Below are 16,145 nucleotides of genomic sequence, written 5' to 3' on the forward strand. Positions count from 1 at the left end.
AGAGAAAAGCTTGCTTGCTCAAGCAGATTCTTGCAAGCGGATTTGCTTGAGCAGCCGCTTTTTTTTGATTTTCAGCATGCGGGAGGAGAACGATGCATGAGCAGTTTGACGGGAAATGTTCTCTATAAGAAAAGAAAATCATATGCTTGGCTCTATTTTTTGCTTCCATCCATAGCGATCATGCTCGTCTTTTTTATTTATCCGATTTTGTTGACCTTCTTTTATTCCTTTACGAATTTGGCATTGACCGGAGAAGCGGCCAAGGAGCTGAAATTTGTCGGGATCGACAACTATACTCGCATGTTTGAAGACCCGACAGTTAGAGTAAGCATATGGAATACGCTCATTTTCTTAATAGGCTCTGCAGTTATCGGCCAGCAAGTGCTGGGATTCCTGATTGCACTTCTAATGAAGCATAAAAATAAGATGTTTAGGCGCGTCGTTGGTACGATTGTGCTGGCTGGCTGGGTAACACCTGAAATTGTATGCGCATTATGCCTTTACAGTTTTTTCGGAGATGAAGGTACACTCAATGCCATTATTACATCCTTTGGACTTCCTGAAGTCCTTTGGCTGTATACCGTTCCTATGGTCACCATCATCCTTGCGAACATTTGGCACGGCACGGCTTTCTCTATGCTTGTGTTTCAAGCAGCGCTGGATGATGTGCCAACGGAGATAGAAGAAGCGGCAGTTGTAGACGGGGCATCAGGCTGGCAGATTTTAACGAAAATTACGATTCCTTATATTAAAGATACGATTACAACGAATATGATGCTCGTAACGCTCCAGACGCTTGGGGTGTTTGGACTTATCTATGCGATGACTGGCGGAGGACCAGGAACTTCAACCACTACATTGCCTATCTTTATGTATAATCAAGCCTTCGTTAATTATCAACTTGGCTATGGCACCGCAATATCCTTATTGCTGCTGTTAATTGGTATTATTCTTAGCTTGTTCTACATCCGCTCGATGAAAGAGTAAATGTACAAGGAGACTTCGTATGAATGCGAAACATCGTAAACTGATTTATCGAGTCCTGCCGTATACGATTCTTACTTTGATCGGAATTTGTTTCTTGCTTCCACTTCTATGGGTGTTCGTGGCCTCCATTGATCCGAACGCGATGCAATCGCTTAAATTACCGAATCAAATAACGGGTGGCAACTATGTGGATGTGATCACCAATCGCGTCAACCAGCGTGCATTTGTCATTGGCCTTATCATGTCAGTTGGCCAAGCTATACTCGTCGTCATATTAGCCTTGCTCGCAGCCTATCCTTTGTCTCGATATCAAATGAAATATAAGAAATCTTTTATGCTGACGATTTTATTTATGACTTCTTTGCCAATTACAGCGGTTATGGTACCGGTTTATCAACTGTTTTTAAGCCTAAAATTGTATGACAATATTTTTGGTGTCATTTTATTTTATGTCGCATCATCGATGCCATATGGCATTTGGATGTTGAAAAACTTCATGGATTCGGTGCCAAATGACTTGGAAGAAGCCGCATGGGTCGATGGGGCGTCTGTCTTCGTTGGCATTCGAAAGGTTGTTGCGCCATTAATGGTTCCGGGCATTTGCACGGTAGCGATTTTCACATTTTCCGGAAGCTGGGGCAATTTCTTTGTTCCGTATATTTTATTGCAGACACCTGAGAATTTCCCGGCTTCATTGAAGCTTTATCAGTTTTTTGGTCAATACGGAATGGTGGAATATGGCAAATTAGCAGCATTCTCCGTGCTGTATGCAATTCCTTCGGTCGTGCTGTATATCCTCTCCCAGCAGTTTATGTCCAAAGGGTTTGGACTTCAAGGCGGGACGAAAGGGTAATGAAATAAGCGGTTTGAACAACCTCATATTAATTAAACATGCCTGCTGGGGCATGTTTTTTTTGTTTGGGGAGTCCGGAAAGAGGCATGTTCCTAAGCTGAGGGCTGTTAATGCTGCAAATCTTTTTTGATGATTATGGGCATATTTAGGGAAAGCTATCCTTTCAAGGGAAGGGTGTGAACAGATGAAGATATGGCATTCGTTAAGGTTTAAGTTGTTGGCTTCTTTTTTACTATGCATATTGGTGCCATCGTTGATCTTGTCCATTGTGAGTACGAACTATTATCAAGTTATAATGGCAAAGGAAACGGACCGGTTGACGACCAATACGATCCAAGCCATGGCAAACAACGTAGAGGCAAACATAGAAGAGCTGGAAAATTTAATGACCAGCCTCTATATGAATGAAAGCATCATGCAAGCACTTCAGCTATTTGGAAAAGCAGATTATGACTTGCTTGATGAGCTGACCAAATTTAATGCGAATAAGGCGTTGTTTCAGCTGCTGCCTTCGTACTTGCAATATACGAACGACAACATTTTAGGAAGCGTCATTATTGCCAGCAACGGAATTACGTTCTCGACGAATAAATACGACTCGAAGACGACACTGCTGGACAATTACCCTTATCGCGAGAAAGAATGGTACAACGAAGCCATCAAAGCCGGAGGCAAAACGGTACTTATTGATATGCACGAAACCGATTATTACAGCAGAACATCAATGCCTGCCGAAGCATTCTCGATTGCTAAAGCGGTAAAAGACCCGAATTCGTCGAAAATACTTGCTGTCGTGATGGCAGATGCCAAAAGCTCGGCGCTTGAAAATATAGTGAATAACATTAATTTTAGCGATCGCGCAATTGTAACCGTACTGGACCGTAACAATCGAGTTCTTTACGCGAATAAGACAATGGATGAGAATATCATCGAGCAGCTTACGGCAAATAAGTCGACAATTAAGAATGGGAATGATACGTACATCAAGAGCAGTCAGCTCATTTCAGGGATAGGCTGGAAGATGGTGGTTCTCTCCTCCTATACGGAAATGCAGCTATCGTCGAAGCGGTTGTACCATGTTTCGGTCTTGTTCAGCGCCTTGTGTGTGTTGACGGCATTTGCGCTATATTTTGCTTCTTCCAAGCGGATGATGAATTCCTTGAAGAGCATTATTGTTACGATTAGAAAGGTGGAAAAAGGAGACCTAGGCGCCCATCTTAGCATTGCTGGCAAGGATGAGATCGCGCAAGTTGGCGCCGCTTTGAATCATATGGTGTTTACATTAAGAGACTTGATCGATCGGGAATACAAGGCGGTGCTTGGTCAGCGAAACGCCGAATATCATGCGCTGCAAATGCAAATTCAACCTCATTTCCTTTATAATACACTGACGGGTTTAATGGGCTTGAACCGGGTGGGTGACCGCATAGGCTTGGAAAATTCGATCTTGAGTCTTACCTCGATGCTGAGATACACGCTAGAGCATGATAATTGGTCCACTGTTGATAAGGAAATGCAGTTCATATCCAACTATTGCAACCTTCAAAAATATCGGTTTGAGGATCGGATGGCGTTTCATATCTTTTACGATGAGGAAACTGCAGCCTGCCGCATCCCGAAGCTGCTCTTGCAGCCGCTTGTAGAGAACGCGGTGATTCACGGTCTTGAGCCTATAAGTCGACCGTGCATGATTGACATTTTAGCTAAAATTGAGTACAAAGAGAACATTCCTTATTTAACTTTGACTGTAGAGGATGATGGAGCTGGCTTTGATAAACATAATTTTGACAAGGTAAAGCCAAACATTGGAACAAGCAATATTAAGGAGAGGCTCTCGATCGCTTTTGAAGATTATCATTTTTCAATTGTTAGTAAACGAAACGAAGGAACGCTGTGCACGATTGAAATCAATTACAAAGAGGTTGATCCATATGAAAGTACTGATAGCGGATGATGAAAGAATGGTCAGGGTTGTTCTCCGGAGCACTTTGGAGGAGATCGATTCAAGAATTGCTATAGTGGGAGAAGCGAAGGACGGGAATGAGATGCTGGAATTGACAGCGCTCCATAAACCGAATATTGCTTTTGTTGATATCAAAATGCCTGAGCTTGATGGACTCTCAGCCATTAATCAGGGGAAGATGCTATCCCCTTCGACGCACTGGATTATTTTAACGGGATTCTCCTATTTTGAATATGCACAGGAAGCCATCAAGCTTGGTGCATATGCTTATTTACTTAAGCCTATTGAGCCGCAAAGGTTAAATGAGCTGCTGATGGAAATCAGGCAGAAGCTTATAGCCGAGATGGAAGCCGCCAATAAAAGCTTTAAGCGGGATTTAATTGCCAATTATTTTATTCATCATTACGATAGGGAGCTGGAGCAAACTTTCGAAGGGAGGGAATTCGGAGGTTTCTTGCTTATTAAGGACAGCTCTTGGAGTGAACCAAGGCAGGTGGAGGTGCTGACGGATTTTTTTGGCCAGGTGTCCAGGCTGAATAACGAGCTGATGCCGCATGCCATCCATACTGCGATGATTACGATGTCAAACGGCGATGTAGCCTGTATATACAGCTATGATCCAAGCTTACGGATATTGGCCGAGCAAATTTCAGATGAGGTTTTGCGCAAGCTTGACGAGCTTAACGACCCGCAATTCCATATCACAATGCTGACCTTTCAGCCAACGGAGGATTTAGCAGAATTGTACAAGCAATCCGATCATCTGCAAGCAAATAAGCATTTGAGGGTACTTTCTGGCTTTCAAAATAAGCTTTGCTGGAACGATTTGGAGCAAATAGCCGAGGATCCTGTAAAGGACAAGCTTTGCAAAAGGGTTATAGATCTATGTGATAGCTTTAAAGACGAGCACTTGCTTTCTTACTCCGATCATATGAAGGAAATTCGCAAAATATTTGCAGAAAACACTTCTTTGGACAGGCTGGATATTAAGACCAAGATTGCTGATTTTATTTATTGTTCCATCGGCTGTCTGTTCGAAGCAGATCAAGGACTAGACACCATGCTTAGAACGCTGGAGCTTTATGGGGGGAAAATCAAAAATACGAGAGCGGATTCCTTTGAATTAATCGAACAAATCGTCGATTATATTGCCGCAAACTATATGAATGAAATTAGCATATCGGAAATCGCTGATCACCTGAAAGTGACTGCCAATTATGTGAGTCGGATCTTTCATCAGAAGAAGGGCATGAAATTTATCGATTTCTTAACGGAGGTGCGTATCGCGCATGCCAAAAGATTGCTTTACGATAATCCTAAAATGCCAGTCAAAGAGGTAGCAGCTCGAGTAGGCTATTTCAGCACGCGGTATTTTTCCAAGTTATTTCTAAAGGAAGTAGGAATCTATCCCTCTGATTTTGCAAAAAATCCAAATCTTTAAGACAGCAATGCAAGTGGATGGTTAATTTATAGGAAATCATACGAGGCGGCCGGTTTTCCGGCAGGCCTTTTTTTAGTTGAAGCATGAGACAATTCGATCTTAGTTAATGCTAAAACACTCCAAATCTGTAGAAATGAGCTCTGCTAGTATAGTTTTGTATCAATAGCCAGATGAATAAAAACGCTTTAAAATTATTATGCGTGAAGTGAACATAGAAAAAAATAGGAGGGACGGTTCAAAGTGAGAAAACCACTAAACTTGAACATTACCATCCTATTGCTCCTTTTGTCGGTTCTATCCGGCTGTTCATCAAAACCAGCAAACGCAACGGGTACCAGCTCATCGCCAGCGGCTCCTAAGTCTGACGCAAGGCTCACCCTTATGACGAATATCAGCGGTGTGCAATTTGAGCTTCTTGATAAGATAAGCAAAGCCTTTACTGCTGAAACCGGCATCGAAGTGGAAACGGTCTCACCAGGTGCAGCCTATGAAGAAATAATGAAAATAAAAATGGCAAGCAAAAACCTGCCAGATCTATTTACTACGCATGGCTGGTCAGTTGAAAGATACAGCGGATATTTGAGATCGCTTAGAGATCAGGCTTGGTTTTCTGGTATTAACCCGGCAATTAAACCTCTTATTACTGATAAAAACGGTGAAGTTTACGTTCTGCCAGTAGATGTTGATTTGGCAGGCATCGTGTACAATCGCGATATGATGAAAGAACTGAATATTCATATTGATGAGCTTACTACATGGACTGCATTTGAAGATGCGCTGACAAAGGTTAAAGACGCAGGGTACATTGGCGTTCACTTTGCCGGTAAAGATAGCTGGACTATTGGACAATTTTTCGATTATACAGCACCTTCCTTCTTCACAACGAACGAAAACAACAATTACCGTAAACAATTGAAAGACGGCACCTTTGAATGGAACCTATGGAGGCAGCCTCTTGCTATGCTTCAAAAATGGAAAAAAGCTGGTTATATCAACAAAGACAGCCTGACTTCTAATTATCTAGATACCTCCAGGGCAATGGCAGAAGGCAAGGCAGCCTTTGCGTTCCATGGCAACAACATCCTAAAGGAAGTCATGGAGCTAAACCCAGATGCAAACTTTGGCATGATGCCGATTCCAGCTGTCGACGCGATCGATGCTCCGACCTTGATCGTCGGAGAGAAAACAGCGATTGGCGTATGGAAAGGCTCCAAATATGAGAAGGAAGCGCTGAAATTTCTTGAATATATCGCCAGGCCTGAAAATGTGGAAAGCATTGCTTCATCCAACAATCTCCCTGCTGGGTTGACAGGCATTCCATCCGATGAGGGCGCCGTTGCGCAAGACTATATCAAATATGCAAATACTAAAATGATTTCTTACTTTGATCGCGAGTACCTTCCTAGCGGAATGTGGGAAGATCTATGTTCAACTGGAGCGGCTATATTAGCCGGACAATCCGGCGCGATTAATGACGGCATAAAAGTAATGGCGCAAAGCTACAAAGACAAATTAAGCCAGCAAACATTAACATTAAGGGTAGAGGATGACTAGAATGGACGATTTAATGAAAGCGATTAAATTAAGGGAAGCTGGGGAGCTGGAGGAAGCAAAAACGATACTGTTTGATTTGGCAAGGGAAGAGCCTCGTAATCCATCGGTATGGTATCAGCTTGCTTGGGTACATGATGTGTTGACGCTGGAAAAAGGAGCAGTATCTTATTATATCATCGCATTAGAGTTAGGATTGTCAGGGGAAGAGAGGCAAGGGGCCTTGTTAGGACTTGGAAGCACCTATCGATCTCTAGGCATGTATGAAAATGCTATAAGCGTATTTGATGAAGCTATAAATGAATACCCTGAGAAAAGAGAGTTTCGGGTTTTTTACGCCATGACGCTATACAACCTGGAGGATTACGGACAAGCAATGGAAATATTATTAAAGCTTCTGGCTGATACGAGTGAAGATAAAGGCATACAAGCCTATAAGAAAGCGATAAATTTTTATGCGGACAAGCTTGAGCAAATTTGGAAATGAAGCGAGGAGGAGCGGCATAAGCTGTCTTACTTGCTGGTGAAGCTGGAGCTGTCAGAAGGATAAGCATTATGAGGGGGCAGACGCGAAGAGGTAACAACCTTTTCGACTGCTCTTTTTTTTGTGTTTAGAAGTGGTAATATTGCAACATTATTTAGTATTGCATCGTTATGTTAAATATTGGAGTGGGGGGTTGGAAGGAAACAGTGACTCGTTTTATAAGAAAATCGAAGAGCGTGAAACCGTTCAAGCCATAATGAATATTTTGAAAAATGTGTCCTGGGAAAATGCTAAAGTATTGATGTCTCGTCAACCTGATTATAAAATGGATACGGTTAACACAAGCCCAGCCGTTTCGTATGAACCAAAAACCTATGCAATCTGGATTTCACCAAATAAAGACATATTAGAAGTGATCATTGAAGGACAGTCCAAGTATGGGAAATTATCAAGCGCAGATAGCGAGAAGATGCTCTCCATTTTAGAAGTGCGCTGATGCCTTCACAAAATGCGCATTCGGGGATCAATTCAAAGAAATAGAACTAGAATATAGATCTATGTTAGGGAGGCATTATAATGAAGCGATTATTCGCTACTTTGTTTATATTGCTGTGGGTGACAGGTTGCGGTGCCGAGAAGGACACGGAAAAAGATGTGAATACCGGCACGAACATCGAGCAGCAAACAGTTAAAAACACTAGCGAAGCAAACAAGATGCCCAAAGACATGCCGAGCAGCTTTAATTTCATGGTTCGTTTCGGTTATGGCGAGGTGAATAAAAATGAAGTTAACACCTTCCAAGGCACAGTCACAAAGGATTTAATCATGAATGGGACGGCCTCTGCAAAAATAACATTAACGGTCGAAGAGATGCGCAGCATTTATGAGAAAATGCGGGAAATAAACATAATGGGAAAGAAAGAGTTAGTACCCGCTAAAATAAGTTGCGAGGCTACTCCATATAGCGTGGACAGCTGGGAAATCCATGTAAATGGGGAAACGAACCAATTTTCTTGGTCAGATCAATATTGTGAACCAACGAGCGATGCAAAGCAGCTGCTGGAATTGCGAAGCTTCATCCAGCAAATCGTTGCGGAGAAAGAAGAATATAAAAAGCTGCCTGAATCAGAGGGTGGCTACGAATAGTAGGAGGCTGTTATGAATAAGCAATGGTCAGAGGAAGTACCTGTCGTACAATTTCGTATAGCAAGGCCAACTCATCAGCTAAATAAAATAATTGAATTTTACCATGAAGGCTTGCGTCTCAACATCATTGGTTCTTTTGAAAAGCATGAAGGCTATGACGGAATTATGTTTGGACTTCCTGCGGCTGGCCATCACCTAGAATTTACTCAGCATAAGGATGCTGTTCCGGTACCGCCGCCATCCGAAGACAACCTGCTCGTTTTTTACATACCGAATCTCGCTCAAAGGGACGAGATCGCAGCGCGGTTGCAGCAAATGGGTTATGATGCCGTGCCGCCAGAGAATCCGTATTGGAATGAAAATGGCATAACGATCTGTGACCCGGATGGATGGAGAATCGTTTTACAGAACACGAGCGGATTATCTTAAATAGCAAAACCGCATGCTGCTCGACGGCGACATGCGGTTTTTTTTTTGCATTTTCCTAAATCACGCTATTCTTTAACGGCACCAATTGTGATGCCTTTAACAAAGTAACGCTGCAGGAAAGGGTAAACGAGCAATATGGGCAGAGCGCCGATAAAAATTTGCGAGGCTCGGATCGTTCGCTGCGACATATTGGCAACCATCGCAGGATCAAACTTCGTCAAATCGGCCTGCACGATAATCGTTTGCATGAAGCTGGCGAGCGGCAGCCTTTCTGCTTCTTTAATGTAGATCAAACCGTCAAAATAAGCATTCCAGTGGCCGACCATTGTAAACAAGGAAACCGTCGCAATGGCTGGCAAGGAGATGGGCAGATAGATAGTGAAGAATGATCGGAAGTGGCCAGCACCATCCATAAAGGCAGCTTCTTCAAGATCTTTAGGTACGGTACGAAAGAAGTTAAGCAGCAAAATGATATTAAAGACTGCTACCATGCCTGGAAGAATAAGCGCGAACAGTGAATTCATTAGTCCAAGTTTCAGGATCAGGATATATCCCGGAATCAAGCCGCCGCTGAACAGCATCGTAATAACAAAATACCAAAGATAAATATTGCGTGCTCGGAATACGCGGGTATCCTTGGAGAGGGCGTATGCCGCTATGAGATTGACGAACATCGCCATCGCCGTTCCAATTACGGTCCGCTGTATGGATACCCATAGGGACGAGAGGAAGTTGGCGTTGTCAAACGTTTTGGCATAAGCTTCAAATGTAAATCCGATCGGCCAAAACGTAACCAAGCCAGCGTTGGCGGGAGCGGTTGAGCTTAAGGATACCATCAGCAGGTGATAAAGCGGAAGCAAGCATAGAACCGAAACCGCAGCCAGAAAGACATTGTTGAAAACGGAGAAGATACGATAGGATAACGTTTTGTGGTACATAGGAGGTCCCCCTTTCTAGAAGATGCGATAGCCGGCCAATTTATAGGCAAGTCGGTAGGATATGATAATTAAGATTAGGCTGATCAATGATTTGAACAGGCCTACCGCCGTAGCGAAGCTGAATTGCCCGCTAAGAAGACCTTCCCGATAAACGAATGTATCGATAATATCACCCTGCTGATAGATCAGTGGACTGTACAAGTTGAACACCTGGTCAAAGTTTGCATTCAGTACGTTGCCTAGCGCCAGAGTCGCAACAACGATCGCAATCGGTACAAGCGAAGGAATGGTCAGATGCATCGTTTGCTTCCAGCGTGTCGCTCCATCAACCTCTGCAGCTTCGTAAAGAGCGGGGTTAATGCCTGCAAGCGCAGCTAGAAAGATGATTGTGTTGAATCCAAATTCCTTCCACACGTCGCTGGAGATAATAACAAATCGGAACCAATTGCCGTCGCCTAGGAAAAATATCGGCTTAATCCCAAATACATGCGATAGAAATTGGTTGATAAGTCCAGTTTGGGCTAGCACATCGATGAGAATTCCTGCTAATGTGACCCAGGAAAGAAAGTGAGGCAGGTAGACTAGCGTTTGAATGCCCCGTTTCAATCCCATATTTCTAACCTCATTCAACAACAAGGCGAAAATAAACGGAATAAATAAATTCATTACTATTTTGCTGCAAGCAAAGAACAGGGTGTTCCACGTAATTTGCAAAAAATATTCATTTTCCAGCATATAGCGAAAATGTTTTAACCCGACCCACGAGGAGCCGGAAATGCCGAGCCCTGCTTTATAATCTTGAAACGCCATTACGATCCCCGTCATGGGCAGATAAGAAAAGACGAAAACCAATAGGACAGCCGGCAGAACCATGAAGTGAAGCATCCAAGGCTGCTTGTATCCGCCTTTGATTTTCTCGCGACGAGTGCTCTTGAGGTTCATTTGTTTAGTTGTGTTTGCGTCCATATCTCTCTCCTGTTCCCTAAAAACTCATTTGTGTATTCTGAGTAACCCTGATATATATAGTAACAACAAGCTCAGCCATCGAACTATAGGATTTTGTTAGGATCGATAGGGTTTTGTTAGGGATATTTCATGGAGGGGTCAGTTATGGTGCTTAATAAAGGGATATCGTATATCCGAAGAAAAACGGGCGCAAAATTCAGTTTATTTGCCAAAATGAACGGTTTGATTATTATTTTGTTCATTCCGATTATTATCATGTTTACTTATTCCAACCGCATAGCATTAGATGTGATCAGCAAAGAGCTTCAAGTTTCCAACACGAAGCAGCTCTCTTTCTTATCGAGTCAAATCGATTCAAGAATCAACCAAACGATGGACTTTATTATTACTTTCTCCCGGGATCCGAATGTGCAGAAGTTTAATGGCTTAAATATTTGGGACGATGGCTACGATCGGATGCAAACCAGATATGTGGTGCAGGAGAAGATGGCGCTGCAGTCAGGAGTTATGAATATTTGGCCGGTCAAGTATACGGTATATTCCCAGCAAAACAAAGAGATTATTTCCAATTACAATAATCCTGCCTCCTATGATGAGGACTATCTCAAAAAAAATATGACAGGAAAATGGACTTACGGGGATGGTGAAAGCGTTCCGGAAGGGACTCCAAAATCGTTTTATTGGTTTTATACCGATTCATTTGGCCAACAGGGGACGCTTAGAGGCAGCAATCTCGTGGTTAAAGCCAGCTTTGGCCATGAAAATATTCAAAACATGCTGGATACATATAAAGCGGGCGGACAGGGTGATCCGTTATTTTACCATAAGGGTGAGATTCCGATTCTAAATCGCAGCGCAGCCAAGGGGCTGTCGAATGAGTTGATTCAGTATTTGGACGGGCATCAGCTTGAAGACACGATGCAGCAGGTCGTGAGGCTGGATGGTGAAAATTATTTGGTTAGTGCTGTGAAATCACCGCAGCTCGATTGGTATTTAGTCGATATTGTTCCGCTTGATCAAATTATGGGGCCGATATCGTTCAGCCGCAATTTATTTTATGTATCGATGGTGCTGCTGTTTGTCGTAGGCATTTCTGCTTCCGTGCTGCTTTACCGAAACGTGCAGCAGCCGATCAGAAAGCTGATTAAGGGCTTGCAAAGCGTGCAGCGGGGAGACTTCTCGGTTCAGATTAAGTCCAATGTCAACAATGAGTTTTCTTTTTTGTTTTATCGATTCAATGACATGTCGAGGCAAATACAAAGTCTAATTGAAAACGTACTCAATGAAAAGCTGCGAGTCAAGGAAGCGACATTAAAACAGCTGCAAGCACAAATAAATCCCCATTTCCTATACAACTGTCTCGGCTATATTATTAATATGGCCCAGATGAAGGATGAGGAAGCAGTCGTATCGATGGCGTATAATTTAAGCTCGTATTATCGTTACATCACTCGAATGGAGAAACAGACAGCTACACTGAGCGATGAAATTAAACTTATTATAAACTATTTGGAAATTCAGAAGCTTCGCAACGGGAGAATTCATTACACGATTGATATACCCGAGGAGATGTTGAGTCAGCAGGTTCCCCGTTTGATGCTGCAGCCGATCGTGGAAAATGCCGTCATCCATGGCGTAGGAAAATCCTATTCAGCAGGAGAAATTCGAATTACCGGCGAAATGTCAGACGGCTTTTGCAGGGTGTTTATCGATGACGATGGTCCAGGTATGAACGCCGAGCCGCAGGAGGCGCTTAATCGAAAAATGCATGAGCCTCTGCAAGAGGAAATGGGCTGCGGTCTTTGGAATACGAATCAGCGTATTATCCATCTATTCGGTGAAAACTCTTATGTTTATTTCTCGAAATCACTTCTAGGCGGTTTTCGGACAGAGATCAAGTGGGAGACGGCCTCTGGACAGCAACTTCAACGACGATTGATAAAAGGGGACATGTGACATGCAGATGATCATAGTAGACGATGAAGCACACTGGGTAGATAACCTATCCATGCATAAACCATGGCGTACACTTGGTATTGAGCAGGTACATAAAGCTTATTCTGGCCGCGAGGCGCTTCAGATTTTGGAGACGTATCCAATTGATATTGTCATTTCGGATATTATCATGCCTGAGATGACGGGAATAGAACTTATAGAGCGAATTCGCTTGCGTGATAAAAAAATAAAATGCATCATTTTATCGGGTCATTCCGATTTTGAATTTACGAAGGAAGCGCTCCGAAACCAAGCGGTGGACTATTTGCTTAAACCGCCGACCGATACCGAATTGTTTGGCGCTGTGAAGACGGCAATCGATCAGTTGACGGCAGAATGGGAGAGCATTAGCTCCTTTGAACGGACAGAAACGACGCTGCGGGAAAATTTGCCGCTGCTTCGCGGCCAGCTTCTTTTGGATGCCCTGCATGGCCAACGGATTTCCATTGATGAATGGAACCGGAAGCTTGCGAGTTACGGCTTGCCATTCAGCTGCGGCGACAGCGCCTTGCTGCTCGTTCGAATGGAGGAAGAATTCGAGCAATATAAAAACAATGGGCGGCAGCTTATGGAATACGCAATCGTCAATATGGCTGAGGAGATCATTGGAGAATTTGCCGAGGTTTGGGGCGTCAAGGAGGAGCATGGGTATCTTGCTTTCCTTGTTCAGCTTAAGAAAGGCCGCTCTGATGTAGGGAAGGAAACGATTTTGGAGAAGCTTGCCATTCAGCTTCAGTATAAGGTCAAGCAATTTCTGAAAGGCTCGCTGTCGATTGTGATGACGGAGTGGTTTAAGCTGCCCGAGCAGCTATCTGAGCGTTACCGGCAGGCTTCCGCATATTTTATGCAAATCGTTGGCGAAGAACGCGAATTTGTTATGCGCGTCGGCGACCTGGAACCGAGCGATTTCCAGGGGGCTCTTGATGCTATCTATCAGCCTCCCACATTGATCAACCTGCTGGAAGCCGGACGCTGGGACGCAGCCGAGGAAAAGCTGGTTACCGTGTTCGCAGAGCTGGATGAGCGATGGTCCGAATCTTTGGAGCACTGCATGGAGGCGGGATTTTTAATCGCGTCTTCCTTCACTCATCTTGCACATCGGAACGGCCGTACGCTCACAAAATTGCTGGGTGAGGATATCCAGCCCCTGCAGAGCGGCGAGGCTTTCAGTTCGATAAGCAAGCTTCGCAAGTGGTCCGTTGGCGTGCTTGGCAAGATGAAGGAGGGGACTTCGAATGAAATTAAAGATTTCCGTTCCCTGTATGTGAAGAAGACCCAGCAATTTGTGGAGAAAAATCTGCATCTGGACGTTTCCTTGCGTACGCTGGCCGATCATGTGAACCTTCATCCTACGCATTTGTCCAAAATTTATAAGATCGAAACCGGGGAAGGAATAAGCCATTATGTGTCCGCTCTCCGTATGGATCGTGCCTGCCATTTGCTTCGATCAACTGAAAAAAAGGTGTACGAAATCAGCATGGTCGTTGGCTATTTGGACCCGGCTTATTTTATTAAAGTGTTTAAACGCCAGTTTGGCGTGACGCCTCAAGAGTATCGGGACGGAAATAACAGCCTAACAGATTCTTATGAAAACTAACATAATCCTATAGATCCCCTACCCGGCTAATTGGTAGAGTTACACTGTAGTGATCTTACATCGTAGGGGGGAATGAAAAATGAGTACATTTCGAAAACCATGGCTGTTGCTCGTGGTTATGGCACTTGTTGTGATTATGGCCTGCAGCGGAAATAATGCGGGCAATGGGAATGCAAAAGGGGGAGATACCGCTACGAATGAAGCGAGCGCAGCACCAACCGAAGCCGCGACAGGGTTTGACCTTGGTAAATATGATCCGCCTATTGCAATTAGCACCGTATTGATGCCGAAGAAATATCTTAAGGATGAGACGAAGGAAAACAATGTCCACGACCGCTGGATGCTGGAGCAATTTGGATTAAAATATAAAGACAACTGGTATCCGGCAGGCAGCGATCAATATAAACAAAAGCTGCAGCTTGCTATCGCGTCCGGCGAGAAGCTGCCTGATTTTGTACCTGTACCAACCGACGCTGTACTGACTAACCAACTGATCGATTCCGGTCAATTCATTGCGATCGATGAGCTGTTCGAAAAGTACGCCAACCAAATTTGGAAAGATCATACGGTACAGAATCCAGAATTGTGGTATCCGTTCACGCGGGACGGCAAGAAATACAATCTCCCGATCCTTGAATATACGGACAATGACAATACATTGCTATGGTTCCGAGAAGATTGGATGGAGAAGCTGAACCTGAAAGCGCCAACGACGATTGCGGAACTAGAGGTCGTTTTGGACAAATTCAAAAATGAAAATCCCGATGGATTGGCAGAGAAGGACGTATATCCGCTGGCGATTTCTTTGAAAAACAATACGAACACATGGATGGGCTCACTGGATTGGCTGTTCGGAGCATATGGCACGGTAGAGGAGCAATGGAACAAGGATGCGAGTGGCAATCTTGAATATGGTTCCATTAATCCAGGCGCCAAAAATGCACTTGCGAAGCTTCAAGATTGGATGAACAAAGGTTATATTCATCCTGACGCGGCTTTGTGGGATGAAGGGAAATCTGCTGAAATCTGGACAAAAGGAAACGCAGGCATCCTGCCTGGCGCGAACTGGGTTCCGGACTGGCCGGCTCCGGATTTGTTGAAAAACGTACCAGGATCAAAATATAAAGCATATCCGGTTCCTGCTGGACCAGATGGCTTGATGGGCACCAAATGGCAAAATTCCGGTGTAAACAGCAGTATTATGATCAATAAGGATGCGAAGCATCCTGAAGCGATTTTCCTTTATTACAACTTCCTGCTTGATAACCTAGCGAATCCGGCTGTCGGCAGCAAATTTGAATATGGCTTTGCAAAGGGATATGACTGGGATATCGTGGACGGCGAACCGACAAGCAATAAAGACAAAATCAAAGACTTCTTTAATGATTTCCCTTACATTACCGGACCTGCCCGTATTCCAAACCTTTACATGCAAACGCTGGTTAAGCTGGCCGAAGGCAATAAACCGGAAACGCCTTACGAGAAGCAGCTTGCTGAATTCCGGAAGCCAGAAAACTGGTATGCCGCGAAGGTTGTTATGTCCCAAAAGGATATCCGCAAACAAAATTACTTTACAGGTGCGGCAACGCCGACGATGATTTCGAAATGGAACCTTCTGCGCCAGTCTGAGATGGAGACCTTTAACAAGATCATTTATGGCAAATTGCCAATCGATGCTTACGATGAGTTCGTTGCCAGCTGGAAGTCCAACGGCGGCGACCAAATCACGAAGGAAGTAAATGAATGGTTCAAGTCGGTAACGCAATAATAAATGTGAACTGCTCATAACAAGGGA

At 43.9% G+C, this 16,145-nt stretch carries 14 protein-coding genes; 12 read left to right on the forward strand and 2 right to left on the reverse strand.

The annotated features are described in order from the left end of the window. Window positions 1-96 precede the first annotated feature (96 nt). From AC2TDN_RS16535 to AC2TDN_RS16575, 9 genes are all read left to right on the forward strand, one after another. Window positions 97-987 carry a carbohydrate ABC transporter permease gene (locus AC2TDN_RS16535; protein ID WP_484689019.1) on the forward strand — a complete coding sequence of 297 codons (891 nt, stop codon included), beginning with the start codon at window positions 97-99 and terminating at the stop codon, window positions 985-987. 19 nt (window positions 988-1,006) lie between these two features. Next, window positions 1,007-1,840, forward strand: coding sequence for a carbohydrate ABC transporter permease (locus tag AC2TDN_RS16540; protein WP_482068342.1), 834 nt, complete (start codon window positions 1,007-1,009; stop codon window positions 1,838-1,840). A 268-nt stretch (window positions 1,841-2,108) separates the two neighbouring features. Next, window positions 2,109-3,794 carry a cache domain-containing sensor histidine kinase gene (locus AC2TDN_RS16545; protein WP_484689149.1) on the forward strand — a complete coding sequence of 562 codons (1,686 nt, stop codon included), beginning with the start codon at window positions 2,109-2,111 and terminating at the stop codon, window positions 3,792-3,794. Continuing rightward, the gene (locus tag AC2TDN_RS16550) at window positions 3,772-5,244 is read left to right on the forward strand and encodes a response regulator (protein WP_484689022.1); all 1,473 of its coding nucleotides are present in this window, start codon (window positions 3,772-3,774) and stop codon (window positions 5,242-5,244) included. The genes AC2TDN_RS16545 and AC2TDN_RS16550 overlap by 23 nt, the downstream gene beginning before the upstream one ends. Before the next feature lie 240 nt (window positions 5,245-5,484). Continuing rightward, on the forward strand, window positions 5,485-6,798 hold the full coding sequence (locus tag AC2TDN_RS16555) for an ABC transporter substrate-binding protein (RefSeq protein WP_484689024.1): 1,314 nt from the start codon (window positions 5,485-5,487) through the stop codon (window positions 6,796-6,798). 1 nt (window position 6,799) lies between these two features. Continuing rightward, complete coding sequence (locus tag AC2TDN_RS16560) at window positions 6,800-7,282, forward strand: tetratricopeptide repeat protein (protein ID WP_482068339.1); 483 nt, start codon at window positions 6,800-6,802, stop codon at window positions 7,280-7,282. Window positions 7,283-7,472: 190 nt separating this feature from the next. Then, window positions 7,473-7,775: a YhfM domain-containing protein gene (locus AC2TDN_RS16565; protein WP_484689027.1), complete on the forward strand. Its 303-nt coding sequence runs from the start codon at window positions 7,473-7,475 to the stop codon at window positions 7,773-7,775. An 80-nt stretch (window positions 7,776-7,855) separates the two neighbouring features. Then, window positions 7,856-8,425: a hypothetical protein gene (locus AC2TDN_RS16570; RefSeq protein WP_484689028.1), complete on the forward strand. Its 570-nt coding sequence runs from the start codon at window positions 7,856-7,858 to the stop codon at window positions 8,423-8,425. Window positions 8,426-8,437: 12 nt separating this feature from the next. After that, window positions 8,438-8,854, forward strand: a complete 417-nt coding sequence (locus AC2TDN_RS16575) for a VOC family protein (protein WP_484689030.1) — start codon at window positions 8,438-8,440, stop codon at window positions 8,852-8,854. Between the two features lie 65 nt (window positions 8,855-8,919). Here AC2TDN_RS16575 and AC2TDN_RS16580 read toward each other — a convergent pair whose 3' ends face one another. Both AC2TDN_RS16580 and AC2TDN_RS16585 read right to left on the reverse strand, forming a co-directional pair. Further along, window positions 8,920-9,792 (reverse strand): carbohydrate ABC transporter permease, encoded by an 873-nt coding sequence (locus AC2TDN_RS16580; RefSeq protein WP_482068335.1) that lies wholly within the window; start codon window positions 9,790-9,792, stop codon window positions 8,920-8,922. A 15-nt stretch (window positions 9,793-9,807) separates the two neighbouring features. Beyond that, window positions 9,808-10,734 carry an ABC transporter permease gene (locus AC2TDN_RS16585; RefSeq protein ID WP_484689152.1) on the reverse strand — a complete coding sequence of 309 codons (927 nt, stop codon included), beginning with the start codon at window positions 10,732-10,734 and terminating at the stop codon, window positions 9,808-9,810. Between the two features lie 168 nt (window positions 10,735-10,902). On the opposite strand from AC2TDN_RS16585, the gene AC2TDN_RS16590 reads away from it, so the two are divergent. The 3 genes from AC2TDN_RS16590 to AC2TDN_RS16600 all read left to right on the forward strand — a co-directional run bounded on the left by AC2TDN_RS16590 (window position 10,903) and on the right by AC2TDN_RS16600 (window position 16,118). Further along, on the forward strand, window positions 10,903-12,714 hold the full coding sequence (locus AC2TDN_RS16590) for a sensor histidine kinase (protein WP_484689033.1): 1,812 nt from the start codon (window positions 10,903-10,905) through the stop codon (window positions 12,712-12,714). A gap of 1 nt (window position 12,715) precedes the next feature. Then, window positions 12,716-14,350 carry a response regulator transcription factor gene (locus AC2TDN_RS16595; protein ID WP_484689035.1) on the forward strand — a complete coding sequence of 545 codons (1,635 nt, stop codon included), beginning with the start codon at window positions 12,716-12,718 and terminating at the stop codon, window positions 14,348-14,350. Between the two features lie 79 nt (window positions 14,351-14,429). Continuing rightward, on the forward strand, window positions 14,430-16,118 hold the full coding sequence (locus AC2TDN_RS16600; RefSeq protein ID WP_484689037.1) for a type 2 periplasmic-binding domain-containing protein: 1,689 nt from the start codon (window positions 14,430-14,432) through the stop codon (window positions 16,116-16,118). The last annotated feature ends 27 nt before the right edge of the window (window positions 16,119-16,145 follow it).

This window comes from Paenibacillus sp. Y660, assembly GCF_057221575.1.

Bases quoted from the DNA above. Each gene is read 5' to 3' on its own strand.
- AC2TDN_RS16535 (WP_484689019.1), top strand. From the start codon at position 97: ATGAGCAGTTTGACGGGAAATGTTCTCTATAAGAAAAGAAAATCATAT.
- AC2TDN_RS16540 (WP_482068342.1), top strand. From the start codon at position 1,007: ATGAATGCGAAACATCGTAAACTGATTTATCGAGTCCTGCCGTATACG.
- AC2TDN_RS16550 (WP_484689022.1), top strand. From the start codon at position 3,772: ATGAAAGTACTGATAGCGGATGATGAAAGAATGGTCAGGGTTGTTCTC.
- AC2TDN_RS16560 (WP_482068339.1), top strand. From the start codon at position 6,800: ATGGACGATTTAATGAAAGCGATTAAATTAAGGGAAGCTGGGGAGCTG.
- AC2TDN_RS16570 (WP_484689028.1), top strand. From the start codon at position 7,856: ATGAAGCGATTATTCGCTACTTTGTTTATATTGCTGTGGGTGACAGGT.
- AC2TDN_RS16575 (WP_484689030.1), top strand. From the start codon at position 8,438: ATGAATAAGCAATGGTCAGAGGAAGTACCTGTCGTACAATTTCGTATA.
- AC2TDN_RS16580 (WP_482068335.1), bottom strand. From the start codon at position 9,792: ATGTACCACAAAACGTTATCCTATCGTATCTTCTCCGTTTTCAACAAT.
- AC2TDN_RS16585 (WP_484689152.1), bottom strand. From the start codon at position 10,734: ATGAACCTCAAGAGCACTCGTCGCGAGAAAATCAAAGGCGGATACAAG.
- AC2TDN_RS16590 (WP_484689033.1), top strand. From the start codon at position 10,903: ATGGTGCTTAATAAAGGGATATCGTATATCCGAAGAAAAACGGGCGCA.
- AC2TDN_RS16595 (WP_484689035.1), top strand. From the start codon at position 12,716: ATGCAGATGATCATAGTAGACGATGAAGCACACTGGGTAGATAACCTA.
- AC2TDN_RS16600 (WP_484689037.1), top strand. From the start codon at position 14,430: ATGAGTACATTTCGAAAACCATGGCTGTTGCTCGTGGTTATGGCACTT.